This window comes from Neptunicella sp., from assembly GCF_048268085.1.
GTDB lineage: Bacteria > Pseudomonadota > Gammaproteobacteria > Enterobacterales > Alteromonadaceae > Neptunicella.
In genome coordinates this window covers 49,337-74,594 of record NZ_JBLWWF010000015.1, presented here as the reverse complement: position 1 = coordinate 74,594, position 25,258 = coordinate 49,337, and the positions used below count along the sequence as shown (strand labels likewise).

Here is a 25,258-nt window from a genome sequence, read left to right as displayed (position 1 = left end):
TTATGATTGTATCCGGGCAAGCGAGCCGACAAGTTTATCGCCTGCTCGCCACCAGGTATCCTTAATGACAACCAGCACAGAAATTACATTTAAAGACTTTAATCTACCCGAAAGCTTGATGAAAGCTTTGGAAAAAGTAGGTTACGAAAAACCATCGCCGATTCAGGCAGAAAGTATTCCACTTATTATGCAAGGCCACGACTTATTGGGTCAGGCTCAAACAGGGACAGGTAAAACCGCTGCGTTTGCCCTACCAATGCTAGCGCGTTTAGACGATTCAGCTAAATTACCACAACTACTGGTATTGGCCCCAACTCGTGAATTAGCGATTCAGGTTGCTGAAGCATTCCACACTTATGCCAGTTTTAACAAAGCTATTAAAGTGTTACCTATCTACGGTGGTCAATCTTATGACAACCAAATTCGTCAGTTAAAACGTGGCGTACAAGTTGTTGTAGGCACACCGGGTCGTGTGATCGACCATATCAAGAAAGGTACACTTAAGCTCAACGAATTAAAATACCTTGTTCTAGATGAAGCCGACGAAATGTTGCGTATGGGCTTTATCGATGACGTGGAGTGGATTTTAAGTCATGCTCCCGCAGAGCGTCAGACTGCCTTGTTCTCGGCAACTATGCCAGATCGTATTCGTACTATTACCAAAAAGTATCTGAATAATCCGAAAACCGTCAAGATCGCGTCAAAAGTCAGTACCGCCAGCACTATTCGTCAGCGCTATTGCCAGGTTGCAGGGCACCATAAAATGGAAGCTCTGACCCGTATTCTGGAAGTGGAAGAGTCAGACGGCGTTATCGTTTTCGTTAGAACCAAAACCGCTACCCTAGAATTGGCCGAAAAATTATCTGCCCGCGGCTACGATGTCGAACCACTTAACGGTGATATTCCGCAAAATGCCCGTGAAAGAACCGTAGAACGCTTAAAACGCGGTGATATTGATATATTAATCGCTACTGACGTTGTTGCACGGGGTTTGGACGTTGAACGTGTTAGCCACGTTATCAACTACGATATTCCTTACGATACGGAATCCTATGTACACCGAATTGGTCGTACCGGTCGTGCCGGGCGTCAGGGTGACGCAATTTTGTTTATTTCGCACCGTGAAAAGCGCATGTTGTTCTCGATTGAAAAAGCCACTAATCAATCCATTGAATTAATGCCGATCCCGTCAATTAACGAATTGAATGAAACCCGCTTAAATCGTTTCAAACAAAACGTGATTGAAGCGATGAACGACAAGTCAATTGAAACCATGATGCCGGTTATCGAAGCGATACAGCAAGAAACTGAAGCCGCCCCTGAAGTGTTATTGGCTGCCCTAGCCAAAATGGCACAAGGTGACGAACCGCTTATTCTGAAAGAATCTGATCGCCCTAATCTGGATGCTAAACCCCAGCGTGGTGATGATCGTCGTCCTCGCGATGGAGGACGTGGATTTGACCGCGGTGAGCGTGGTGGTCGCGATGGTGAACGCAAGCCACGCAGACGTTCTTCTGGCAAACCAGAAGCCGGTATGCAGCGTTATCGCATTGCAGTAGGCCATACCCACGGTGCCAAACCGGGCAATATCGTTGGCGCCATTGCCAATGAAGCCAATATCAGCAGTAAAAATATTGGGGCAATTGAGATTTTCGATACCTATAGCACTGTTGATTTACCTGAAGGTATGCCAGCCGAAGCGCGTCAAACGTTACAAAAAACCCGGGTTGCTGGACAACCTCTGGGTTTACGTGAATGGTCAGACGAGCCACCTAAAGGCGGCAAAGGTAAACGTCGCAGCTAAAGTCATTTGATATATCGATAAAAAAGGATCTTCGGATCCTTTTTTTGTCACTCTAATATTTCGTTATGGAATATTATTGAGATATTTAGTATTTATCTGTTATATATAAAACAGGCAAAATATCCTCGCCAAATAAATACAGAGAATTGATACTTAATCGCTATGCAATATTTCCCGGTTTTCCTGAATGCGCAAAATTTAGATTGTCTGGTCGTGGGAGCCGGAGAAGTTGCCGCACGTAAAGTAGAGCTATTAGCCAAAACGCCAGCCACGATCCGTGTTGTTGCGCCACAAGCCTGTCAAACCATCCAGGCAATGGCTGAGCAGGGCCTGCTAAAATGGATTCAACGGGAATTTGACCCGGGCGATATTCAAGGCCAGCAGCTTATTTTCGTGGCGACGGACAATCATCAGCTCAATTGCGATATATCAACGCTCGCCAAAGCCGCTAATATTCCGGTCAATGTGGTGGATAACACCGAATTGTGCAGCTTTATTACCCCGTCCATTGTCGATCGTGATCCCTTACTGGTGGCATTAAGCAGCAGTGGCACCGCGCCGGTTTTATTACGATACCTGCGCCAAAAGCTGGAATCGATTCTACCGGCACGACTGAGTGAACTGGCCAAATTCTCTGACAAGTTTCGCGATAAGGTCAAAGCGCATTTCAATAACGTGAATCAACGCCGTCATTTTTGGGAAGATGTTATCGAAGGTGATATAGCCGAAACCGTTTTAGCCGGTGACAACCAGCAAGCTGAACAGTTAATCGAACAAAAATTACAGCAAGATGAACAAACCGAAGCGGGCTGTGTGTACCTGGTGGGCGCAGGACCGGGCGACCCGGACTTATTAACTTTCAAAGCATTACGACTGATGCAAAAAGCCGATTTAGTCGTTTATGACCGCTTGGTGTCCAAACCGATTTTAGAGTTAGTTCGTCGCGATGCCGAAAAAATTTACGTGGGCAAAAAAGCCAGTTTGCATTCGGTTCCACAGAATGAAATCAACCAATTACTGGTCGATGCTGCCAAACAGGGAAAACGGGTAGTGCGCTTAAAAGGCGGTGATCCCTACATATTTGGCCGTGGCGGTGAAGAAGCAGAAACTCTGGTAGAGCAAGGTATTAGCTTTCAGGTGGTGCCTGGCATTACCGCAGCCACAGGAGCCAGCACTTATGCGGGTATTCCGCTCACCCATCGCGATCATGCCCAATCGGTGGTGTTTTCCACCGGTCATTTAAAAGACGGTAGCATCGATCTCGATTGGCCAGCGTTGGCGCGACAACGGCAAACCATGGTGTTTTATATGGGGTTGACCGGCCTGAATGTGATCAGCCAGCAGTTGATAAAACATGGTGTCGCGGCTGATATGCCAGTTGCGGTCGTGCAATCTGCCACCACCGACAAGCAACAAGTGGTCACCGGTACTTTGATGGACATCCAACAAAAAGCCAGCGAGGCGAATATCCAGCCGCCAGCGCTGATTATTGTTGGGACGGTAGTTAGCTTGCGCGAAAAAATTGGTTAACTGACTCTATTTCGCTCATTGCGGGTTGTGTAAATCAGCATCCGGCATCGCAATAAACAGTAATATCAAGATACACACACTACCGTATTGAAATGCTCCCTCCATTACGCCCTGGCCGATCTCCGTTTGCCACATCTGAAAAACCGTATTGCCCACAGTCATAAAAAAACCAAACCAGACAACCACCCCTAATCCACAACCAACAATGGCATGACTTTTAGCCTGATTAAATTGGGCGGCTGACTGTTTCACATTTTTGAGCATCTGGCTCATGCCGACAAAGCCGAAAATACCCACCGATAACTCAACCAGTATTATTAGTGCTAACGCAATACCAACTAGTGTAGAACTGGTTATTGGCGGCATAGGTGAATGGTAAAAAGGCTGGTTTTCCATTGCCATAACGGTCGCAACAAACTGAAAAGCACTGTCCAGATTAGCTAAATTTTGTAGCCCGTAAACGGCTCCTTGAAAGGCAGCAAACCCCACCAGAATTATTTTAATATAACGAATTCCCATCTTCGTTCCTTAGCATTGAATTAAATCCCGTCCTCAGTTTAGACGGCAATATGGAAATTTTCATTTAGACAGTTAGTCCATCAAAAGCATAGAGCCCCTAGCGGCATATCATTCGCTTAAGGTATGATGTCGCCCCCTATCGATAAGTAACGGATGCTATGCAACATCATCTAGACTTAAAATTTAAAGGCCGAACGGCTAAACGAAAAGACAGTCAAAAAAAGCGTGACGCGATTTTGGCGGCCGCCCTGAACATTATAGTCCGCGACGGGATCCGCGATGTTCGTCACCGCTCGGTCGCCAAAGAAGCGAAGGTATCCTTATCAGCGACCACCTATTACTTCGACGATATTGAAGCATTAGTCCACGATGCCTACCTATATTTTGTTGAACGCAGTATCTTTGAAATTGAAGCTCTGGAACAACACGCATTAACCGAGCTTAAAAAGTTTATCAAAAGCAATAATAGCGATAACCTCAAAACCAGCATAAAGACGCTATTATTCCAACATGTAAAGTCCCAAGCAGAAAATCATGACGCCCGCATCATTGAGTGGTCCTTCCGTCAACAAGCGTTACGTGATGTTAAACTAGCTGAAGCGCTGTATGCCCCGCAAAAAGTGATGCTCAATGCCCTCGAACAGTTTTTTATTGCCCTCAATGCCAACGAAAAACACGCTGATGCCAAAGCCAATATTGTGATGGGAACGCTTTTACAACTTGAATATCAATTGCTTATGAAACCGCACTCCGGCATGTCATTAAGCGCAGCCAAACAGGCTATTGATACGCTGTTAGACGAGACTATTTTTGCCTAAATGCGGGTGAGCTTGATGCCCAATTAACCCAGCGGAGTCACTTGCTTTAATGGCATTTTGGGATTAACGTCAATGCAACACCACCACAAAATAAAGAGGGTCAATCATGCCAACTAATCCAGTAGGCTGGTTCGAAATTTATGTCGATAATATGGACCGAGCTCAACAGTTTTACCAAACCGTGCTTGCTGTTAAATTGGAACAATTAAGCGATCCCTCTGAAACGTCCATACAAATGTTAGCCTTTCCATCCGACATGCAAAGATATGGTGCGGGCGGTGCGTTAACCCACATGGCCGGATTCCCTGCTGGAGGTAATAGTACCCTAGTGTATTTTTCCTGTGATGATTGTGCCGTTGAAGAAGCCCGCGTCGAAAAAGCCGGGGGCCGTATCCAGCGTGCAAAAATGTCCATTGGTGAATATGGGTTTATTTCTCTTATTATTGATACCGAAGGCAATATGTTCGGTTTACATTCTTTAAAATAATCCCGCAAACATCGGTTTAGTTAATGTTTTTTCTCAACACCACAAGGTAGATTCAGTATGCAAGAAATTCAGATTTTAGAAGAGCCTACCGAGTTATATAAGATATTGAAATTCGAAAGTCTGGTAAACAGTGGTGGCGAAGCCAAAGCCGTCATTGATGATGGGCAGGTAATGGTAAATAACGAAATCGAAACTCGCCGCCGCAAAAAAATCATCGCCGGTGACATCATCGATTTTATGGATAAAAAATATAAAGTCGTATTGAAACAAAAATAGCTTTAACAGCCGATGTTTGCGATAGGGCTAATTAGCCCAATTTCGCCGCTTGAATACTAAGCCCCTGACACACCGAATTAAACGCATCCCCTTCCATTAATGGCAAGTCGGGTAACATATCGATAATCTCTTGGCGCACGATAGGCGATAAACTCATACCACCGGTAATAAACAACATTTGTGGTGGCTCGCTGCTATTAGCCAAACACTCGTTGATTAATTTTTTAACTCGCTGCAACCAGCTTTGCATGGAACGGCGCAAATCATCCTGACTAATCTCTACCTGATAATCGTCCTGAATATAACGCAGTGGTAAGGTAATTTGTGCTTTATCCGACAACATTTCTTTGGCTAAGCGGGATGAATTCACCAATCTCGCCGAGAGCTTTTCGGTTTGGACAATCAATAAACGCTGCAATAAATCCGGATGACTGGATACCGATTTGGTTTGAGCGATTTCCAGTCCATATTCGTCCGAGAAAAAATTATTCAACCGCGGTATATTGTCTACCGCACACATATCCGAAAAATAGGTCGGCGGGATTGGTAGATTATTGCCAAAGGTGGTTCCCATGCCCATGGTGGGTGCAATGGTTTTGGTGATTAGATTTTTATCACACTCCATGCCTCCAATACGTGTACCGGTTACCGACAACACATCTTTTTGCCGGTCTAACTGCAATAGCCGTTCTGGCGATAGTTGAATACAGCAAATATCAGTGGTGCCACCGCCAATATCCACCACCAAAACATTCTGTGCCTGAGGTAACTGACGTTCAATGTTATAAGCGGCGGCAATTGGCTCTTCGAGAAACTCGACCGCTTCAAAACCAGCTTCCAGCGCTGCTGCGCGCATAATTTCAAGCGCTTGAGCGTTACCCGCCTCGCCTCGCGTACCATGAAAACGTACTGGCCGTCCGATCACAGCTTTAGTGACCGATGTGCCCAACTGCTTTTCGGCACAGTGGCGAAAATAAGCTAACTGTTTGGCAATTAACCCGACAAAGGCCTGTTGTTGACCACCGAGCAAACTGGCCCCCAAAAAGTTTTTGGGCGAATAGATTAACCGCCCTTTATCCGGTACTTTTAGATAATGCCTGAAGCCCGCTTCACCGAATAAGAACTCGCCGGTTTCGACTAGCTTGTTTAATGATAAATCTTGAACCGTCATATCTTCCATCAAGATATGAATCGCCTGCTGCTGAAGCATGGGCTTATTATGAAAATCGCCGCGTAAACTATCGATTCTGTCACTATACAATTGCTGTTCACGGGGTTCTTTAGCTTGATAATAACCTTCTTTGGCCTTGTCTATTTTAGTGCCAATGGCACGCTGCAATTGATCAACTTTGGCTTCGACCAGTTCTGCCGGAGGTAATGGAAGTTCGTCCGGATAATAAACGAATACTGAAGAACGAATTTTACAGGGTGTATCCGACAGCGGATCTAACTCGATTAGCTGATATTGCTGCCCGTCAAAATACACCACCTCGGAGTTGGAGGTTCCATAATCAATACCAATTGCGGTCAAAACGTCTATTTTCCTATTAAAAATTGAACGCGGATATTAAAGCAAATACAGGCTAAATAAAAAGGTTCGTTTGTCTTTTCTAGCGCTATTTGCGTGTGCCATCAATTCCCCTTATTATCAAAATTCCATCTAGATATTTGTGAACTTCATGCTACATAACTGCGCTGCGCTGACTCACGTCGGTAAAACACGCCATATTAATCAGGATTGCTATCGTTACTCTCAAGCTGATGGTTTTTGGATCATTGCGGATGGTATGGGTGGGCATCAAGGTGGCGAAGTAGCCAGTCAGTTAGCCTGTGACGAAATTTACACCATGATGACAACAGCAGCTGATGCCACTGGATCGATTCAGAAAACTCACCAGTTAATCCGGTCTACCGCATCGAATAATCCGCACTATAACACCATGGGTACGACTGTGGTGCTGGCTGAAGTCAAAAACAATCATTACCGGATCCATTGGGTAGGTGACAGTCGTGCTTATTTGCTGTCCAGTAGTCACATCACCCAGTTAAGTCATGATCATTCCCTGGTTCAGCAATGGGTCGATGAGGGTATTATGAGTCCTGAGGAAGCAATCGTGCACCCTAAACGGAATGTGATAACACAATGTTTAGGCAGTCCTTTAATCGCGCAACTCAATATAGGTCAAGTCAGCGGTGTTTTGCATCCGGACGAAAAACTATTGTTATGCAGTGATGGGTTAACTAATGAACTGCCCGATAACCACATTCTGGAAATTATCAACTCGGTTAACGACTCGACAATTGCAGTGCAGCAACTGATTGATGCAGCCAACCACCATGGTGGCCGCGACAACATAACCGTGATGATTATTGATGCATTAATAAATACCGATAAAGGAAACGCCTATCCCAATGGATAAAAATGACTGGCATAAAATAAAACAACTATTTCATCAAGCCAGCGAACTTCCTCTCACTGAGCAAGAATCCTTCGTGCGCGCTCAATGTGATGGCGAAGTAGATGAGCATGTCTATACGCAAGTCATGTCATTATTGAATCAAACCGAACAGACCGTTCAACTTGGTAATCCGGTTGCTCAAGTAGCCCATTCATTACTAGGGAATGACGATTCACTTATTGGCCAACGAATGGGAAGTTATCGATTAATCAAACCCCTTGGCTATGGAGGTATGGGCACGGTATTTCTGGCGGAACGAGCCGATGAGCAATTTAATCAGCAAGTGGCGATTAAAGTTATTCGCTCCTCTGCATTGAGTGAGCATGTAAAGCGTGATTTTTTTACAGAACGACAAATACTGGCCAATCTGGAACATGCCTATATCAGTCGTTTACTGGACGGCGGCACCACTAATGAAGGCCTGCCTTATCTGGTAATGGAATATATTGAGGGTGTTCCGATTAATGAATATTGCAACGCTCAGCAACTCTCGCTTCGACAACGCCTGGTTCTATTTTGCAAAGTATGTAGTGCGGTACAATATGCTCACCAAAAGCTGATTGTGCATTGTGACCTTAAACCCTCCAATATATTGATTACCGCAAACGGAGAGCCGCGCCTACTGGATTTTGGCATTTCTAAATTACTAACGAAATCCGAGATAACGCCATCAGCACAACACACCAATAGCAGTGAACGCAGATTAACCCTGCAATACTCCAGCCCCGAGCTAATTCGGGGCGAGTCGATTACAACCTTAAGCGATGTTTATTCCTTAGGTGTTATTTTATACGAATTGCTTTGTGGTGAACGTCCCTATAATTTAAGCGAAAGTGAGACTCAAACCATCCAGCAATTAATACTGGAAACAACGATTAAGCCACCAAGCCGTCGCTTGGTGCCACAGTCAAAAACCTCTCCACGCCAGTTACCTTTAGATTTGGATAACATTACGTTGATGGCTTTACAAAAAGAGCCTCGTCAACGTTATGAATCGGTCGCTCAGTTATCTAACGATATCAACAAATATCTAACCCACTTTCCGGTGTTGGCGACGCCGCCAAACTGGCTATATCGTAGTCAGAAGTTTTTGCAACGAAACCGCGTTGCTAGTGTATTAAGCAGTGTTTTACTGTTTGCTGTTGTGGGTTCAGGTCTGGCTATTTGGCAGCAATCCAAACGGGTCGCCTATGAACGGGATTTAGCGATTCACAACAGTGAACGAGCCAACGCCATCTCCAACTTTCTGTCAAACATGTTTGTTGAAATGGACCCGTATAAAGGTAATGGCCAAGATGTCAAAGTGAAAGACGTTTTGGCGCAAGCGAGCAAACAATTAAACACTAACGACGAACATGCCCTTACCAGTCAACCCCTTGTTGCCGCAGCGCTGCATCAGGTAATAGGGAAAGTCTATAACGAAATTGGAATGCTGGATTTAGCTGAAACGCACTTAACTCGCGCAGTACAAATTTATCGTGAAAATCACGCCACCAATAGTGAAGACTATCTCGGCGCCTTGTTTATTCTAAGCATTTTATACGACTACCGGTACGATTATGAGAAAAATCTGCCCGTCATGGTTGAAGCCTATGAATTAAGCAAAAAGTTATTTGGTGAAGATCACCGTGATACCTTAGGCGCATTGGATAATCTCGGTATGTTTTATATGAATATGGGCAATCTGGAAAAAGCCCAGACGATTCTGGAGCATGTCTACCAGCGCCGTAAAACATTATTCGGTGAATTTCATCGCCACACCTTGTATTCAATTGAACAACTGGGCAAGTTAAACCTGTTACAGGGCAATTATGCCAAAAGTGAACGCTACTACCGAACCTGTCTGACTAAACGCACAGAAATATACGGTGAAAAGCACCCCTACACGCTAAGTTGCCTGAGCCGGCTGGGTCTTAACCTGCTGACTCAGCGCAAATTCAACCAGGCTCAGCCTTTTGTCGAACAGCACATTAAATTGGCATCGCGGGTATTGGGTCCTACTCATCCTGATGTACTAGGCTCAAAACACAATCTGGCTGATATTTATCTGGGTCTGGGTAACCTGCCTCAAGCAGAAACGTTATTTAAGGAAGTGCTGGATTTACGTCGTAACGCGCTGGGTAAAGATCACATTGAAACCCTGCAAACACAGATGAAATTAGCCCGCGTATTTCGCCTACAACATCGATATACCCAAGCCACAGCGTTATTGGCTGAGGCGTTGGAAAAACAAACTCAAGCTTTGGGTTTCGAAAACCGAGTAACTCTGAACACGGCACAAGAACAAGCTTTGCTATTGTTAGATACTCATCAGTATCAACAGGCTTTGACGCTGGCCAATAAAATACGGGATGTACAGATCAAAATGCTGGGTGAGACGCATCCTGACTTAACCGAAACCATAACGTTGTTATCCAACATTCGACGGGCACAATCGCAATCTTCACCAAGCAGTCAGCTGGCTAATGAACAAAATATCATAACGATAGGCAGCAATTAACAGCCCTTAGTGACACAATCCAATCATGCTATTTTCCATCCAGATCACATGGAAAATGGCCAGACTGACGATCCGGGGGAATAGATGGTGACTGAGTGTCAGCGTGGCAAATTTCCACCTCATCTTCCGGCATATCCATTCCCCTTTTAGTCTTGGAAGATAATCCATTGGTCTGCTTTTTTAGGGGAATGGGCAACGAAGATTTAACCTTTTTCGACGATGTCTCATCCGATTGAATATAGGGTAACAGTAGCACCACCAGTACCACCAACAACGTCCCCTTCATTGCCACTCTCCTACCATTTTTTAAAAACCAATTTTAACGCAATACAGCGCTTTTAGATCGCCACATCAGCCATGCGTTTTTTTTCGATTAACAGTGAAACCAAAACCCATCAGACTCAAAGCAAAAATCGCCACACTGGAAGGCTCTGAAACTGCCTGCCGAACCAATGCAACACCGCTTCTCGGACGGCTATAACTCGTTGCGCCATAAATCGCCACATCGGTTCCATTACCGATAACAATATTATTAACATCGATACTGGGATTTGGTGTCACAAAAACCAGTCCATAACTATCAATATGCGCTGCGGTAAACAGGCCCCCATTAAAGTCAATGGTGCCAAATAACTGTCTGAACCGGTCAATTAATCCTGTGGGGTTGGACAATAGGGAAGCCGCCAGCACCTGATCTGTCCCGACAAAAAGTGAGGTTTCAAACATAGTGTTAAGCATTTCAGTAATTTCTTGTCCCGTTGCCGCTCGCCAACCGGAATGATTGGCAATCGCATCGGTCTGGGTCATGTTCTCGGTCAGTGGCCAATCCAGCCAGTCTAATCCATTAACGGTAGTATAGGAGCCATTATCCTTAATAAGGCTGGCTGAAGCTTGATTTAGCAAACAACAGGCCGTCATCAAGCATGCCGCGAACAATTTAATATAGTGTCTTGATTTCATTTATTTGATTCCGATGTAAACAGTTAACCACCCAATAATCCCTTTTATCAATAAAAAAAGGGGCTTAATCAAATAAGCGAAAAACAGCTAATAAAGTGTCAGAAAGATGGTAAAAAATAGATTTAATTTGCCGATCGTTGGTGAGTATGAAAGATCAATAATTCTTAAGTCTGCTGGTCAACCACGATTTAGCCAAGCTGAGTTCTCTGGCGACGGTAGATTCAGAGATCCCCCCCACTTCAGCAATTTCTTTAACCGTCATGCCGGCAAAAAAATATTGTTCAAAATAACTGGCGGCACGTTCATCGAAAGATTCAAATTCTTGTAATAAATCATCAATAAACACCAAGTGGGTGATCCCGGCCGGGTCAGCAATGACATGGCCATCGAGGGAGGTATGCATATATTGGCCACCACGTTTAAGACTATCTTTTTGTCTGGCGTGATCAACCAATATTCTGCGCATCATTTTAGCCGCAATGGCAAAAAAATGGGCGCGATTTTGCCAGCTGACATTGACATCAACCAGACGAATAAAAGCTTCATTAACCAATGAGGTCGCTTGCAGGGTATGATCCTGTTTCTCGCGCTGCATATAGCGCCTAGCCTGACGCTTAAGCTCTTCCATTACAACAGGTACAATATCCTTTAGCGCATCCTGATCGCCATCGTACCAATTGGAGAGTTTTTGGGTAAAGTCATCGCTCATTGCACAAACATACTTACAGCTACTCAAAGTCGTTATTCAACCACCATAGCATTGATAACGCAAAATGAATTCGTATTTTATCTCGGGAGGATAGTTTTTCTGCGTTTGAATGGTATAAGGTATAGTTTGGTCAATTCGGGAGAACCTAAAAAATGTCGCGTGTCCTCATCATCTGTACGTTATTATTGGCAACCTCTGCTTTTGCACAATCTCCATCGATTAAAAAATTTACTCAAGACTGCCAATATCAGTCGGGCTATTTTGATCTGTGTTACCAAGCAGATAGTGGCAAAGTTTTTTTGCGTATTAGCAAATTCGCCCAACCTTTATTGTTTCAAAGTAGTTTACCCCAAGGGATTGGCTCAAATGATATTGGTCTGGATCGTGGTCAATTAGGCGATACCCGAGTCGTCCAGTTTGAGCGCTTTGGCGACAAAGTGTTATTACGCCAGCTGAATACCTATTATCGTGCCGAGAGTGATAATCCCGCCGAAAAAACCAGTATCGATGAGGCTTTTGCCGATTCGGTTATTGCCGGATTGCCTATTGTGGCCAGTGATGCCAATGCAGTGTTAGTCGATTACACTCAATTTTTACTGTCGGATATTCATCATATCGGACAACAACTTGAGCAAACCGGGCAAGGTCATTTTAAAGTCGATACCAATCGAAGTGGTGTCTATTTGCCTCGATTAAAAACCTTTCCACAAAATACCGAACTGGAAGCCTTAGTGACATTCTCTGGGACGTCTCCCGGTAACTATGTCAAACAAGTCACCCCGGATCCCACCAGTATTTCGGTACATTTACATCATTCACTGATTGAATTGCCGGATAATAATTATCAACCACGCTCCTTTCAGCCCTTTTCAGGCTATTGGTCAATTGAATATGAAGACTATGCGGCGCCCATTGATCAATCGATGGTCAAACGTTTTATCCCACGTCATCGTTTGCACAAAAAAAATCCAGCGGCGGCAGTGAGTGAAGCAGTTAAACCTATCATTTACTATCTTGATCCCGGTACACCGGAGCCGGTACGCAGTGCCTTAAAAGATGGAGCATTATGGTGGAATGAGGCATTTTCCGCACTCGGCTACAAAGATGCATTTCAGGTCAAAGACTTACCAATCGATGCCGATCCAATGGATGTGCGTTACAACGTAATCCAATGGGTTCACCGTGCCACCCGAGGTTGGTCTTATGGTTCTTCAGTGATTGACCCGCGTACAGGCGAAATAATTAAAGGCCATGTGACGTTAGGCTCATTGCGCGTGCGGCAGGATTATCTGATCGCGCTGGGATTAACCAGTCCATTCAAGCAGGACAATGCGGATACCAGCGCTCAAAAAGCCATGGCCCTGGCGCGTATTCGTCAATTAGCTGCCCATGAAGTCGGCCATACTTTAGGATTAGCCCATAATTTTGCTGCCAGCGAAAATGGTAATGCGTCGGTGATGGACTATCCCCATCCTTATGTTTATCTCAACAATAATCAGGTAAAGATCGATCATCCCTATAGTGTCGGTTTAGGCTTATGGGACAAATATACTATCGCCTACGGTTACAAAACCTTCGATTCAAACCAAGATGAATCTCAGCAACTCGCCAAACTGGTTCAGGGTGCTCGTAGCAGTGGCTTGCATTACATATCAGATCCTGACGCCCGTCCCAACGATACACCCAGTGCGCAAGGCAGTTTATGGGACAATGGCAGCAATGCCGCAGATGAACTTAAACGTATTATCCAAGTGCGCCATGCGGCACTGGAGCAGTTTGGTATCAACAGTATTGCCACTGGCACCGCCCTTTCCTCTTTAGAAGAATCATTGGTACCTATTTATTTGTTGCATCGTTATCAACTTCAGGCCACAGCCAAACTGATTGGCGGCATAAACTATCAATATGAAGTCAAAGGAGATTACGTCACGCCACAAGGGCAAACTCCGGTCAGTTATGAGATGCAACAACAAGCCGTTGACAGTATTTTACAAACCCTTAGTCCCGCCTTTTTGGCTATCCCGGACAATATTGTGAAATTGATTACCCCTAAAGCTTATGGTGACAGCCGCAATCGTGAAAGCTTTAAGGGACGAACAGGATTAGCCTTTGATGAAATTAGTGCGGCTGAATCGGCCTGTGGTTTTAGTCTATCCCAGTTACTTCAGCCGGGCAGGTTAAATCATCTTGCCGCTCAACAAGGCAATCCACTGACCGTTGCGAGACTCATTAATCTGATAATCGATAACACTCTAAAAGCGGCTTCCAGCAAAGACTATTGGCAGCTACAGCAACGTATTAATTATGTGACCTTCGACAGCCTGATCCGCACTTCCCTCAACGCCAATGTGGCACCGGAAGTCAAAGCCGAGATCCAATATCAACTCGCTCAATTACAGCCGTGGTTAGCCAAACAGGCCAAGGATCCGCAAGCACAAATGATGGCTCGACAACTCGCGCAGTTTTTGCGCACCAACGAGTGGCAATCGGATTTCTCGGTATTGCCTTTGCCTCCCGGTTCACCGATTTAGACTCGTTCCGAATCACACTTTACCGCAGTAGTATTCAATTGATTGAATGCTACTGTTTTTCTCGTTGATACAGTGGTTTTCCATTTACCCATGTCGACGCAATAGCTCGGTCATCCGCTAACATACTTAAGGCAAAGATAATGTCCGCAGGGCGTTCAGGCGAGGAGTCTAACGCCTCAAAACCGGCCAAACGTAATGAAGTTAAAGAATCAAAATCCGGATCGAGTATGACGAAATCTGCATCAGTACCGCTATTTAGGTTGCCAATTTTATCGTCCAGCTTGAGTGCGACAGCCGCGCCTTGTGTCATCATATATAACCCGGCTAACGGATCTAATTGAATACCCTGTAATTGACATACCTTATAAGCATCGCCCATGGTACGCAGTAAATTAAAACTGGTACCGGCTCCAACATCAGTGGCTAACGCTACGTGTACCTGATGTTGACGGGCTTTTTCCAGGTCAAATAATCCACTGCCTAAAAACAAGTTTGAACTGGGACAAAACGCAATAGTTGCACCGCTTTCACTTAACCGGGACCATTCGTCATCAACCAGATGAATACAGTGACCGAATACCGCTCTTGAACGCACCAGACCGACTCTGTCGTACACATCCAGATAATTATCCGCTTGCGGATAAAGTGATTTAACCCATTCTATTTCCTGCTTAGTTTCTGATAAATGGGTCTGGATAAACACGTCTGGATACTGCTGCGCCAGCTCTCCTAACACCTCAAGTTGCGCGTCTGAACTGGTGGGAGCAAAACGTGGAGTAAGGCAATAATGTAAACGGTCTTTACCATGCCATTGCTGGATTAATTCGGCACTGTGTTGTTGTGCTAATATCGCGCTGTCTTGTAACCAGTCTGGACAATGTCTGTCCATGCAGGTTTTACCGCCTATCACTAGCATTTGTCGTTGCTGCGCAGCATGAAATAGCGCCTCTGTTGCCCCTTTATGCACGCTGGAATAGACCATCGCAGTAGTTGTTCCATTACGTAATAGCTGTTGTAAAAACACATCAGCCATCTTGCTTGCATACTCGGGTTCGGCAAACTTGCCTTCCACCGGAAAGGTATAATGCTCCAGCCATTTGAGCAGTTGCTCACCGTAACTGGCAATCATTTCAGTTTGTGGAAAATGTACATGGCTATCAATTAAACCTGGAATCAATAATTTGCCAGCATAATCTATCAGGGTGGCATCCGGATTACGTTCGAGCGCATCAGTATAAGTATCCAGATCAACAATTTTACCGTTTTGGATAACCAGGCCGCCATCAGCAAAGTATTCTACATCTTGAGCGGGGGTCTGACTGGATTGTGGAAAATGAACCACACCGGCTCGAATAATGTGTTTAGTCATATGATCCTTTTACAACAAGGCTATTAACAAATAAAAAAATGAAACAACGATGCCTGCGCGTTTTGAGTTACATTCAGCAAGTGCTGTTGAATGTCGATGCTCTTATTACCTCTTCAACAAATGTATACGCACTGTATCGTGCAATAGAGTCAGGCTAATACCAATCCGCATAAGTGTATCTTGAATAACGACAAATAAATATCCAAGTTGAGTAATCGCGATTATTTTCCCTATCCGCTGAGGTAACAAATAAAAAAGCCGGAACATAAACGTTCCGGCTTCGATGATTACCGTTGTTGATTGAGTTATTTGCAATCCCCATCCATGCCATTGATCCATTTTTTAATTAGCGCAACCCCTTTGAAATCAGTAGTAGAGCGACCTAATTCGGGCATCATTTCGCCCGGATCGGTAGAACTCATCCGGTAACTAATAATGGATATATCCGCATGACCAGGGTCAATATCAAAACGTCCATCCCCTGCCCCTCGTCCCGCGGCCACCGGTGGCTTGCACAGCCCTAAGCGGCGCATATCAGTCACCTCTTTTGTTAACCATAAACCGGAAGTATCCGCAGCCCCGGCTGGATTGTGGCAATGGCCGCAATTAATATCCAGATAAGCGCGGGCTAATGGTTCGATACCAGCATCAGGATCATCAAAACTGGCATTTTTAGGAGCGCTGGCAAAATCACCATTAAACCCCGTCAAGTAACCCAACTCTTGCCAGTGGACTAACTGATTTTGCTCGCTGCCAAAACGACGATAAGCCTTGTTCAAATGACGGGTTTTAGGCCCTATAGGCTTAATTTTTTTATTGGTATGATTAGGCGCATGACAACCTGCGCATTGATTGGCATCGGGTACCATATAGGTAAAATCCTGCTGCTGCCCCTGGTCGTCAATCATACTCAAGGTTTGTGCATCACCGGCCCATTCCAGCGTGGCTTCGGTTTGTTCGGCATTCCATACATAAGGTAACGCTACCCAGCCCTGTTGCTGATGAATCAGTAAACGAGTTTCAATCAAACGTACTTTATCCAGGGCTAAACCATTTAAGGTGAAATCACCGCTGTAATCGTCAGTTTGACGCAGCGCATGGCGACTATCCCGTTGACGCGGGTAATAAAACGTTTTGGAAATAATGGTTCCAACCGGAAAGTCCAGCTCATCTTCACTGTACGTAGCCGATGTCCCCTCAGGCATCCAGATGGTTCTGAATTTGTGTGCATGATCGGTGAACAATTGCATATTCAGATCATAAGGCACCACCCCTTTGTTGGGGGTTAATTCTCCATTGGCAAAATTTAATACATGCCAATCACTGAGTTTGTCCGGAAAATTATCATCGGCGATAAAGTTAACCGGTTCGATGTTTTTACTACAGCCACCCAACAAAAACAGGGCAAGCAAAAAACAGCTTATTCTAATCACGAGGTTGTTTCCTGTATTAATCCGGGACAATCAGGCTTTATGACATCACAAAGCCTGATTTAAAATACCGATTAATGTGTCGAGAAATATTCCGGCAACACGATTTCGGGTAGTTTTTCATGTTGACATTGATGAGGCGTGATATCCGTTGAGATATTTTTATAACCATTCGGACCATCGACATTAACGATACCCGCATCACCATTATCAATACATATTTTATATTCAGCTTTTAGCTGGCCATTTTCGGTTTTATCAGGATTAACATAACCATCCCATAAAACATCCGGCAAGCTGCCGGTTAAACCAAACTCAGACACACGCAATGCTTGTAATTCAAGATGATCAGGTGAATCACCACCACCTTTAAATTCATTGTCATAGATAAAAATCGTTTCTGGGTAAGGGTCAAAATTTTCCGCACTGGATTTTTTAGAATAAAAACCAGCCGAATAATAACTGGATATGACCACGTTGGCAGTTTTGTTATCGGCAATCAGATTGGCAAAAATTTCCACTTTATCGTTAGAGTTAATTACCACACCTGAACCTGCAGGAACACTGGCAACCGCGGTGCCTTTGGCCGCGAAATTGTCGGTATTATTTTCATAGACTTTATTGTTAAACACACGTGTGCCAAAGCCCGGCTGAGGCAAATTAGGCATATTAAACACCAAAATACCGCCGGTATTATTAGTGGCAATATTGTCATAGACATCCGCACCTTGGGTATTTTCAATCTCGATACCAGCAACGTTATATTCGGCACGACTGTTTCGTACAATCACATTGTGAGACTGGCCTACATAAATTCCCGCATCCGATGCCGCAATAGCCACCGCGCCTTCAATCAGGGTGTTGGTGGTTTGCACCGGATAAATGCCGTAAGCGCCATTTTTCTCATTGGGGCCATCAGTCCATTCGGTACGTACACGGCGAATAATCACATTCTCGGCTTCATTTACTTTAAGCGCATCACCCAATGCATCTTCAATGGCAACATCTTCAATGGTGAAATTACTGGCATTAACCAATAAACCTTCAGCTCCAGCCAACTGATGTTTAAACGACAATACCGATTTATCCATGCCCTCACCCTTGATAGTCACACCATCAACATTAAGAGACAAACCACGGGAAATAGGATGAACACCGGCCGGGATCTCAATAACATCACCGGGTTTAGCCATCACCAATTGCTTAATTAACTGCTTTTCGAAGGCTTTGTCAGCATCGCTGGCAACCATTTTCTCTGGTTGGCTACAAGCCTGCAAAACGCTAACTAACATAAAAGGTAGGATTAATTTTGTTGTTTTCATAAGTTCAACTCACATTTTATTTAGTACGATAGTACCAATAAATTTTTATTTAATCCAAACTAAAACGGAGTAAATAAATTATATTTAGACATCCGACCATTTGTGATATAAAAATCTAACAACAATTTTTTTACAAAAAAATGATAACTATAAATACAAATCAATTATTTGAAGGGAGTAATAATTAGTATGCGCTCTATATCTAAACCACAGTTTTTTAGTCGTACCACGTTAGCCAAAGCCATCTCTGCCTCACTGCTTTTTACAGCATCTATCACCGTTGCTCAGGAACAAGATACCGAGCAAAAAGCCTCCCGGGGTGAAATTGAAGTTCTTCAGGTAACGGCCCAAAAACGGGTTGAGAATATTCAGGAAGTACCTATTTCCATTTCCGCATTTTCAGCAGAAAGTATGAAAAGGATTGGCGCCAAAAACATTGATGATTTAGGCAATATTGTGCCTGGTTTTGAAACCAAGAACACATCAAAAACCCAACCTAAATACGATATTCGCGGGATTAAAACTAATGATTTCGGTATCGGCGCTGACCCAGCTGTTGCTATCTACGTCGATGGTGTGTATGCCGGACGAAGCGGTGCCGCTCTTGTTAATTTTAATGATGTTGAACGGGTTGAAGTCCTTAAAGGTCCACAAGGCACCTTGTTTGGTCGAAATGCGGCAGCTGGCGCTGTGCATATTATTAGTAAACGCCCTGTTGATACGACCGAAGGTCAATATGAAATAGGCGTAGGTAATCACGGCTTAAAAAAATTCGATGGCTTGTATAATGTTCCCTTAGCCGACAATGTTTATTTTCGTGGCAGTATTAGCGTTTCAGACGAAGATGGTTATGTAGATGCCCGTTTATATGCTAACCCCATTACCGAACCTGACGCCGGTGATGACTACAAGATGATCAAATTGGGGGCCAGCACCAATCAAACCATCCGCGGTTCGATTTTGTGGGAAGCCACCGATGATACAGACGTTATGTTTCGCGCCGAATTTAACGAAGTAAAGGGTGATAGTCGTCCTACTTATTCCTTTAACCCCAAATTATATCGAGACACCAATCAACTCGATCCTTACGGTGTGCATGAAACTGACTTCCGAGGTACCGAGTCTCGCCATCTGTTCGGCACATCAATGGAAATCAATACTCGTTTAGGTTGGGCAGACTTCACCTCCATTACTGCTTATAAACGTTTTGAAACCGAAAACTATACAGATGATGATGGCAGCGCCAACATCCGCGCTTATTTTGCTTCCAACAATATTGAACAGCAAAAGCAATTCAGCCAGGAATTCCGCCTCGCGGGTGAAACCAAAGGGGGCACCCGCTGGACCTTTGGCGCAACTTATATGAATGAGGATATATATCAGGATACCTTTGCTGATTTTATGATGGCATCACTGGATAGCTATGCCATAAACTCAGCATTGAAAGAGGCAGGATTACCGCCAACGGGTGCACCTGAACTGGGTATTCCCGGCACCACTGATGTACCACTCGGCAGCGGCTTAACCGGCTTTTTATTACAACTCATTCCAGATGATCTGGCTTATTTAAGTATGTTAACCGGACAGGATCCGGCCAGTATTGCCAGTGCCATAGCGCAAGATAATTTAGGTAAACCCTGGATCGAAGAAACTGAAGATTGGGGCGATAACACATCTTACGCCTTGTTTACCGACGTAACCTATCCGATTACTGATAAGCTGGATTTCACCGTAGGAGTACGTTGGACTCGCGATGAGAAGAGTTTCAACATTCTGTCTTATTACCAGAATGAAATTACTATTCCCATTCCACAAGTACCGGGTTCGTTATTCGGATTGGCCTTTGCAGATCAAATGGTATTGCGCGATGAAAATGGCGATCCGGTACTGGATAGCAACGGCGATTTCCAACCTACCGAACAATCTAATACCTGGACCAAAGTCACACCGCGCTTTGTACTGGATTACCAGTGGAATGACAAAGTAATGACATACATTACCTATGCGGAAGGCTTTAAAGCAGGTGGATTTAATACCTTGGGACTTGCCGATCCTTTTGATCAGGAAGAAGTAGATAATATTGAAGTGGGTCTGAAATCAACCTTGTTAGACAATAAACTAAAACTCAACGTATCTGCATTTGATTATGATTACACCAACCTGCAAATTTTGCGTTTGACCGGTTCAAACGGCAATATTCCGGTGTATAACGTGCGTAATGTTGATGCAGCCGGTAAAGGATTTGAAGTGGAATCCACCTGGGCTGCCACAGACAACCTGAATATCAATGTTAACTATGCCTACTTAGATACCGAATATACCCGCTACTCACTGTTTGAAGGTGAAACCGCAGCCGATGATCAAACTGGCCAACCATTATCTGGTGTGCCTAAGCATCGTTTGTTTATCGGGGCGGATTACTTTATTCCTGTAGATAGCGGTGAATTTATGCTTCACGCGGACTGGACATCGGTAGATGAACGCAACGGTGCGGCAGATAACGGTAATTTAGGCTTACTGCCCTTTAACCCCAGCAATATTGAAGGCTTAACCGCGCTTAATCGCATCGATGGCTATGATTTACTTAATGCACGCATCAGCTTTATTAGTGACAACGATTGGAAATTATCGCTTTATGCACGCAATCTAACCGATGAAAACTACATGATTTCATCGCCTGGTGGACAGGGCGAAAATACCGGTTCACCCAATGCCACTCGCGGTATGCCGCGAACGTGGGGTGTGGAATTTAGTCAGAGTTTTTAATCGATTACCACGATTCAAACTTATTTAAGCCAGCGTGATGCTGGCTTTTTTATTGATGTCACTTTATCTATACTGCATACACCTTCGCAACATACGGGCAAAAATGAGCAAATATTACCTCGTCATCCTTTGCTTAACCCTATTCCCTTGCCATGCCAAACAGTTGGCTTTTTCTCGTCTTGAAAAAGACAACACCATCGAATTTCATTATGTTTGGCAGGATCGCGCCGAGAAACAACACCAACTGGATGTGTCGTTTGATAAAACGCAGTTTTTTGATGCTTTTCGCACCTTCAAACTCTATCGCCCCGAAATTGCTAATCGATATAGCGTGATGGCGATGCGCAAACAAGCCAGTCAGATTGATGCGCGAGAGGCCGATATTAAAGTGAAACAAAACGCCAACAAAATCAGCGTATCGATTCGCTCTCGTCACCCCAAAAGCATTCCCAAATGGCAAAAGCAATTCCAACAATTACAACGCAGCAGTTTTGAACAATATTTGGCTGACAATTACTATATTGAATTTGAAAATGCCATGGGTGAAACCGGCATTAAACCTGACCACGTAAAATTTGCCCGGCAAAGCCAAGACTTACTCGCGCCTTTAATAGCCAGTTTTAGACAACTATCAGAGGATTCCCCTGACAGACGTAAAACCATCGAACTGGTATTAAGTTGGGTACAATCCATTCCTTATGACCTATTGGAAGATCGGCTTAACTCCAATGGCAGCGGTTTTTCGCCCCCCAATAAACTACTGGTCGACAATAAAGGAGATTGCGACAGCAAAGCCGTCTTGACTGCCGCTCTGCTACACGGACTTTATCCAGATATGCCAATGGTATTTATCTTCTTACCGGAACATGCACTATTGGGAGTTAGTTTTAAACATAAAAAAGAAGAGTCTGTATTTATGCATGACCAAATTGCCTACTTTTACTTGGAACCAACCGGCCCGGCTTTATTCGAACTCGGTGAAATATCCGATCAAAGTAAACGGGACATAGGAAATAATCAGCAGCAGTTTGAACCGATTAAATTTTAGTGTCTATTCTTCTTGACCATAAAACAGGTAACGAATAAGGTCTGCGCAAATTTGAACTGTATTTCCAAAAGTATGAATGTATTTAAACTTCTAACTGTATCAAGGGAAAAATGTGCTTGCTCCTAGTCATATAAAAGATACCAAAATAAAACTCGTCGCCATTGCAAAGGATGAAGCAGCCTACTTACCAGACTGGATTTTTCACCATCATTATTTTGGTTTTGACCATATCGATATTTATATTAATAACACTAGCGACAATAGTTTAGCGATTCTACAAAACGTGGTTAAAACATACCCGGTAACCTTATTAGATGGAAACTCTTTTTTTACTGTTAAAGGGACCGCTCCACAGGCAGAAATATACAAAAAAGCCTTGGCGGAAAGTAATAAGCAAGGCTTCACTCACGTCATGTTCTTGGATATTGATGAATTTTGGATACCGAGACAATTCAACCAATCAGTTCACGAGTGTGTAGAGCGGATTAATGCTGATATAATTTGTTTCGAATGGCTGATGCGTATGAATGAACATGCATGGTTTTTACCGCCGGTTACCAATCCCATCAGAGGTCATCGAGCACAAAGCATCAAATCCATCGTGAGAAGTGGTTTATCTTCTAAAGATATTAACCCTCACAATCTTTATATTAAAAATGCAGTCTACAAACTTGCCAATGGCCAACCAGTTAAATTTACCAAAAACGAGTTCTCAAAAGTCGCCCCGGAAGAATTATCTACTCCTGTAAAGGACTATTTTATTTTACATCGTGCCTATCGCAGTCAACCGGAATATATCGCATTATTGAATAGGGGTAGGCCACTGCATACCCAAGAATTTCAATCCTGTTTTAAAGATAATCGTTGGGGGTTTTATAAACGCCAGACAGAAGAAGTTATCCCTATTGATGATGAATATTTTGCTCAATATGACCAGCAGAGAAATCTATTTTTTAGTCACTTGATCGATGACGAAGAACTAAAAAAAGCTAGACGTTCCGTCCGTTTAAATCGAAAACACGTAGTAAAAATGATTGCTAAAGCCAATCTTGAAGAAGCAGATACATTGGCAAGAATATTAACCAATATTACGTTGCCAGATGTCACCGAAGCCTATTTGCTTTTTAAAAACAGATTGTCACAATCTGTGGACTAAAGGTATTGATAGTATCGGCCATTAATCATAATGGCCGATGCCAATAAATTAATGCCACACAGTTACAAATTCACCTCGGCATATTCGGCAAGGCGGCTACGCACGACACCATCCAGATTAATCGTGGCACTGCCGGAGAAGTCTTTAAATTTCTCCACCAGATAGGTTAAACCTGACGTTACCGGACTTAGATAATTACTGTCGATTTGAGCCAAGTTACCACTACAAACTAACTTAGTCCCCTGCCCACAACGGGTGATGATAGTTTTCAGTTGTGAAGCGGTGAGATTCTGGCATTCGTCCAACAATACCACGGCATTTTGAATACTGCGTCCACGCATAAAGTTTATCGATTTAAACTGAATATTAGCCTTTTCCATGATGTAGCTCATGGAGCTATGAGAGTTTTCATCATGCTTGTGTAGTACTTCCAGTGAATCGGTAATCGCTGCCAGCCACGGTGCCATCTTTTCTTCTTCGGTGCCGGGCAAAAAGCCGATGGACTCGGCAATTTCTGGTGTACTGCGAGTGACGATAATCTTGTCATACATTTTTTGCTCGATAGACATTTCCAACGCCGCAGCCAATGCTAATAAGGTTTTACCACTGCCCGCAGGACCGGTTAAAATCACCAAATCAATATGCGGATCAAGCAGTGAATGCAATGCCATCGCCTGACCTATATTTTTCGGTGAAATCCCCCAGGCATTGCGGCCCATCATTCGTTCATAGCCCAAATCGAGTACTTCTAGGGAATCGTTAGTGGCAGACTCGACAATACCGGCAAAATGCTGACTGTCATCAATCAAAAATTCATTAATATAAGCTTCAGGTAATACCGATTTATCGATGGTGTGGATCGTGTCACGCCCTTCGGTCCGACTATCAACCGACTTAACCTTTTGCCAAAAATCCCCTTCAAAATGATGGAAACCTTTACACAAATATTTAATATCAGAAATCAGTTGGTCGGTGCGATAGTCTTCCACATGCACCATCCCGGCTCCCTTCGCCTTAAGACGCATATTGATGTCTTTAGTCACCAGTACCACTTGTTGATCCAGGCGATTAGCCTGTAAATGCAACGCCGCATTAATAATGCGGTTATCGTTTTCATTACTGGTAAATACGCTTTGGGTTTCAGTAAGGTTGTAATCGGCAAATATCGATAAACGTCCGGTGGGTGCGGCATCACCGGAACCTAATCCTTTAAGTGAAACTCCCGCGACGATTTCTTCCGGGGTGGCGTTGTGCAACGTATCTTCCATGGCTCGAATTGAGACTCGAGCATCTCTGGATACATCTTTTTTACTGTCTTTGATGTAATCCAGTTCCTCCAGTACCGTCATCGGTACAATAACATCGTTTTCTTTGAAGGATAAAAATGCGAAAGGTTCGTGGAGCAGGATATTGGTGTCTAGAACATAGATTTTGCTTTCACTGACGACTTTTTTGGGCATTAGCAACTCCGGCTGATGTTATATAACTCTGATAACAGGCCAGTTACTTACAGGCTAAAACGAATCAATCACCTGAAAATAATTGGTCAGTGTTTTCAGCATGGTTCAAGCACA

20 protein-coding genes are annotated in these 25,258 nt (G+C 44.0%); 11 read left to right on the top strand and 9 right to left on the bottom strand.

Going from position 1 to position 25,258, the window contains the following annotated elements; translation table 11 throughout:
- Nucleotides 1–64: 64 nt before the first annotated feature.
- Nucleotides 65–1,804, top strand: coding sequence for a DEAD/DEAH box helicase (locus ACTD55_RS12955; protein ID WP_438864758.1), 1,740 nt, complete (start codon nt 65–67; stop codon nt 1,802–1,804).
- A 162-nt stretch (nt 1,805–1,966) separates the two neighbouring features.
- The gene (cysG, locus tag ACTD55_RS12950; RefSeq protein WP_438864757.1) at nt 1,967–3,334 is read left to right on the top strand and encodes a siroheme synthase CysG; all 1,368 of its coding nucleotides are present in this window, start codon (nt 1,967–1,969) and stop codon (nt 3,332–3,334) included.
- 15 nt (nt 3,335–3,349) lie between these two features.
- Here cysG and ACTD55_RS12945 read toward each other — a convergent pair whose 3' ends face one another.
- Nucleotides 3,350–3,853 carry a DUF2165 family protein gene (locus ACTD55_RS12945; RefSeq protein ID WP_438864756.1) on the bottom strand — a complete coding sequence of 168 codons (504 nt, stop codon included), beginning with the start codon at nt 3,851–3,853 and terminating at the stop codon, nt 3,350–3,352.
- Between the two features lie 158 nt (nt 3,854–4,011).
- Here ACTD55_RS12945 and ACTD55_RS12940 point away from each other — a divergent pair, with 158 nt between their 5' ends.
- The 3 genes from ACTD55_RS12940 (at nt 4,012) to ACTD55_RS12930 (ending at nt 5,434) form a co-directional block, all read left to right on the top strand.
- A complete protein-coding gene (locus tag ACTD55_RS12940) occupies nt 4,012–4,671 on the top strand; it encodes a TetR/AcrR family transcriptional regulator (protein ID WP_438864755.1) in 660 nt (219 codons plus the stop codon).
- A 106-nt stretch (nt 4,672–4,777) separates the two neighbouring features.
- Nucleotides 4,778–5,158 carry a VOC family protein gene (locus ACTD55_RS12935; RefSeq protein ID WP_438864754.1) on the top strand — a complete coding sequence of 127 codons (381 nt, stop codon included), beginning with the start codon at nt 4,778–4,780 and terminating at the stop codon, nt 5,156–5,158.
- A gap of 57 nt (nt 5,159–5,215) precedes the next feature.
- Complete coding sequence (locus ACTD55_RS12930; RefSeq protein ID WP_438864753.1) at nt 5,216–5,434, top strand: RNA-binding S4 domain-containing protein; 219 nt, start codon at nt 5,216–5,218, stop codon at nt 5,432–5,434.
- Between the two features lie 31 nt (nt 5,435–5,465).
- Here the strand turns inward: ACTD55_RS12930 and ACTD55_RS12925 are convergent, their stop codons facing one another.
- Nucleotides 5,466–6,965 (bottom strand): Hsp70 family protein, encoded by a 1,500-nt coding sequence (locus ACTD55_RS12925; protein WP_438864752.1) that lies wholly within the window; start codon nt 6,963–6,965, stop codon nt 5,466–5,468.
- 148 nt (nt 6,966–7,113) lie between these two features.
- Here ACTD55_RS12925 and ACTD55_RS12920 point away from each other — a divergent pair, with 148 nt between their 5' ends.
- Nucleotides 7,114–7,854 carry a PP2C family protein-serine/threonine phosphatase gene (locus tag ACTD55_RS12920; RefSeq protein WP_438864751.1) on the top strand — a complete coding sequence of 247 codons (741 nt, stop codon included), beginning with the start codon at nt 7,114–7,116 and terminating at the stop codon, nt 7,852–7,854.
- Nucleotides 7,847–10,393 carry a tetratricopeptide repeat protein gene (locus ACTD55_RS12915; protein WP_438864750.1) on the top strand — a complete coding sequence of 849 codons (2,547 nt, stop codon included), beginning with the start codon at nt 7,847–7,849 and terminating at the stop codon, nt 10,391–10,393. Before ACTD55_RS12920 ends, ACTD55_RS12915 begins: the two co-directional genes overlap by 8 nt.
- 28 nt (nt 10,394–10,421) lie before the next feature.
- Here the strand turns inward: ACTD55_RS12915 and ACTD55_RS12910 are convergent, their stop codons facing one another.
- The 3 genes from ACTD55_RS12910 to ACTD55_RS12900 all read right to left on the bottom strand — a co-directional run bounded on the left by ACTD55_RS12910 (nt 10,422) and on the right by ACTD55_RS12900 (nt 12,062).
- The gene (locus ACTD55_RS12910; protein WP_438864749.1) at nt 10,422–10,679 is read right to left on the bottom strand and encodes a hypothetical protein; all 258 of its coding nucleotides are present in this window, start codon (nt 10,677–10,679) and stop codon (nt 10,422–10,424) included.
- A 65-nt stretch (nt 10,680–10,744) separates the two neighbouring features.
- On the bottom strand, nt 10,745–11,353 hold the full coding sequence (locus ACTD55_RS12905; protein ID WP_438864748.1) for a hypothetical protein: 609 nt from the start codon (nt 11,351–11,353) through the stop codon (nt 10,745–10,747).
- Nucleotides 11,354–11,507: 154 nt separating this feature from the next.
- Nucleotides 11,508–12,062 (bottom strand): ECF-type sigma factor, encoded by a 555-nt coding sequence (locus ACTD55_RS12900; RefSeq protein WP_438864747.1) that lies wholly within the window; start codon nt 12,060–12,062, stop codon nt 11,508–11,510.
- A gap of 152 nt (nt 12,063–12,214) precedes the next feature.
- Here ACTD55_RS12900 and ACTD55_RS12895 point away from each other — a divergent pair, with 152 nt between their 5' ends.
- On the top strand, nt 12,215–14,593 hold the full coding sequence (locus ACTD55_RS12895) for a zinc-dependent metalloprotease (RefSeq protein ID WP_438864746.1): 2,379 nt from the start codon (nt 12,215–12,217) through the stop codon (nt 14,591–14,593).
- A gap of 49 nt (nt 14,594–14,642) precedes the next feature.
- On the opposite strand, the gene guaD is transcribed toward ACTD55_RS12895, so the two are convergent.
- The 3 genes from guaD to ACTD55_RS12880 form a co-directional block, all read right to left on the bottom strand.
- Entirely contained in the window at nt 14,643–15,962 is a 1,320-nt protein-coding gene (gene guaD / locus ACTD55_RS12890) for a guanine deaminase (RefSeq protein ID WP_438864745.1), read from the bottom strand.
- 305 nt (nt 15,963–16,267) lie between these two features.
- Nucleotides 16,268–17,395 carry an SO2930 family diheme c-type cytochrome gene (locus ACTD55_RS12885; RefSeq protein ID WP_438864744.1) on the bottom strand — a complete coding sequence of 376 codons (1,128 nt, stop codon included), beginning with the start codon at nt 17,393–17,395 and terminating at the stop codon, nt 16,268–16,270.
- A gap of 71 nt (nt 17,396–17,466) precedes the next feature.
- A complete protein-coding gene (locus ACTD55_RS12880; protein ID WP_438864743.1) occupies nt 17,467–18,714 on the bottom strand; it encodes a parallel beta-helix domain-containing protein in 1,248 nt (415 codons plus the stop codon).
- Between the two features lie 189 nt (nt 18,715–18,903).
- Between ACTD55_RS12880 and ACTD55_RS12875 the strand changes: the two genes are divergently transcribed.
- The 3 genes from ACTD55_RS12875 (at nt 18,904) to ACTD55_RS12865 (ending at nt 23,684) form a co-directional block, all read left to right on the top strand.
- Entirely contained in the window at nt 18,904–21,480 is a 2,577-nt protein-coding gene (locus ACTD55_RS12875) for a TonB-dependent receptor (protein WP_438864742.1), read from the top strand.
- 103 nt (nt 21,481–21,583) lie between these two features.
- Nucleotides 21,584–22,528, top strand: coding sequence for a hypothetical protein (locus tag ACTD55_RS12870; protein ID WP_438864741.1), 945 nt, complete (start codon nt 21,584–21,586; stop codon nt 22,526–22,528).
- 112 nt (nt 22,529–22,640) lie between these two features.
- Nucleotides 22,641–23,684 carry a glycosyltransferase family 2 protein gene (locus ACTD55_RS12865; protein ID WP_438864740.1) on the top strand — a complete coding sequence of 348 codons (1,044 nt, stop codon included), beginning with the start codon at nt 22,641–22,643 and terminating at the stop codon, nt 23,682–23,684.
- 62 nt (nt 23,685–23,746) lie between these two features.
- Here the strand turns inward: ACTD55_RS12865 and ACTD55_RS12860 are convergent, their stop codons facing one another.
- Complete coding sequence (locus tag ACTD55_RS12860; protein ID WP_438864739.1) at nt 23,747–25,144, bottom strand: PhoH family protein; 1,398 nt, start codon at nt 25,142–25,144, stop codon at nt 23,747–23,749.
- Nucleotides 25,145–25,258: the final 114 nt, after the last annotated feature.

What these genes read in the sequence shown, in the direction of transcription:
- ACTD55_RS12955 (WP_438864758.1), top strand. Translation starts at nt 65, where the DNA reads ATGACAACCAGCACAGAAATTACATTTAAAGACTTTAATCTACCCGAA.
- cysG (WP_438864757.1), top strand. Translation starts at nt 1,967, where the DNA reads ATGCAATATTTCCCGGTTTTCCTGAATGCGCAAAATTTAGATTGTCTG.
- ACTD55_RS12945 (WP_438864756.1), bottom strand. Translation starts at nt 3,853, where the DNA reads ATGGGAATTCGTTATATTAAAATAATTCTGGTGGGGTTTGCTGCCTTT.
- ACTD55_RS12940 (WP_438864755.1), top strand. Translation starts at nt 4,012, where the DNA reads ATGCAACATCATCTAGACTTAAAATTTAAAGGCCGAACGGCTAAACGA.
- ACTD55_RS12935 (WP_438864754.1), top strand. Translation starts at nt 4,778, where the DNA reads ATGCCAACTAATCCAGTAGGCTGGTTCGAAATTTATGTCGATAATATG.
- ACTD55_RS12930 (WP_438864753.1), top strand. Translation starts at nt 5,216, where the DNA reads ATGCAAGAAATTCAGATTTTAGAAGAGCCTACCGAGTTATATAAGATA.
- ACTD55_RS12920 (WP_438864751.1), top strand. Translation starts at nt 7,114, where the DNA reads ATGCTACATAACTGCGCTGCGCTGACTCACGTCGGTAAAACACGCCAT.
- ACTD55_RS12915 (WP_438864750.1), top strand. Translation starts at nt 7,847, where the DNA reads ATGGATAAAAATGACTGGCATAAAATAAAACAACTATTTCATCAAGCC.
- ACTD55_RS12910 (WP_438864749.1), bottom strand. Translation starts at nt 10,679, where the DNA reads ATGAAGGGGACGTTGTTGGTGGTACTGGTGGTGCTACTGTTACCCTAT.
- ACTD55_RS12905 (WP_438864748.1), bottom strand. Translation starts at nt 11,353, where the DNA reads ATGAAATCAAGACACTATATTAAATTGTTCGCGGCATGCTTGATGACG.
- ACTD55_RS12900 (WP_438864747.1), bottom strand. Translation starts at nt 12,062, where the DNA reads ATGAGCGATGACTTTACCCAAAAACTCTCCAATTGGTACGATGGCGAT.
- ACTD55_RS12895 (WP_438864746.1), top strand. Translation starts at nt 12,215, where the DNA reads ATGTCGCGTGTCCTCATCATCTGTACGTTATTATTGGCAACCTCTGCT.
- guaD (WP_438864745.1), bottom strand. Translation starts at nt 15,962, where the DNA reads ATGACTAAACACATTATTCGAGCCGGTGTGGTTCATTTTCCACAATCC.
- ACTD55_RS12880 (WP_438864743.1), bottom strand. Translation starts at nt 18,714, where the DNA reads ATGAAAACAACAAAATTAATCCTACCTTTTATGTTAGTTAGCGTTTTG.
- ACTD55_RS12875 (WP_438864742.1), top strand. Translation starts at nt 18,904, where the DNA reads ATGCGCTCTATATCTAAACCACAGTTTTTTAGTCGTACCACGTTAGCC.
- ACTD55_RS12870 (WP_438864741.1), top strand. Translation starts at nt 21,584, where the DNA reads ATGAGCAAATATTACCTCGTCATCCTTTGCTTAACCCTATTCCCTTGC.
- ACTD55_RS12860 (WP_438864739.1), bottom strand. Translation starts at nt 25,144, where the DNA reads ATGCCCAAAAAAGTCGTCAGTGAAAGCAAAATCTATGTTCTAGACACC.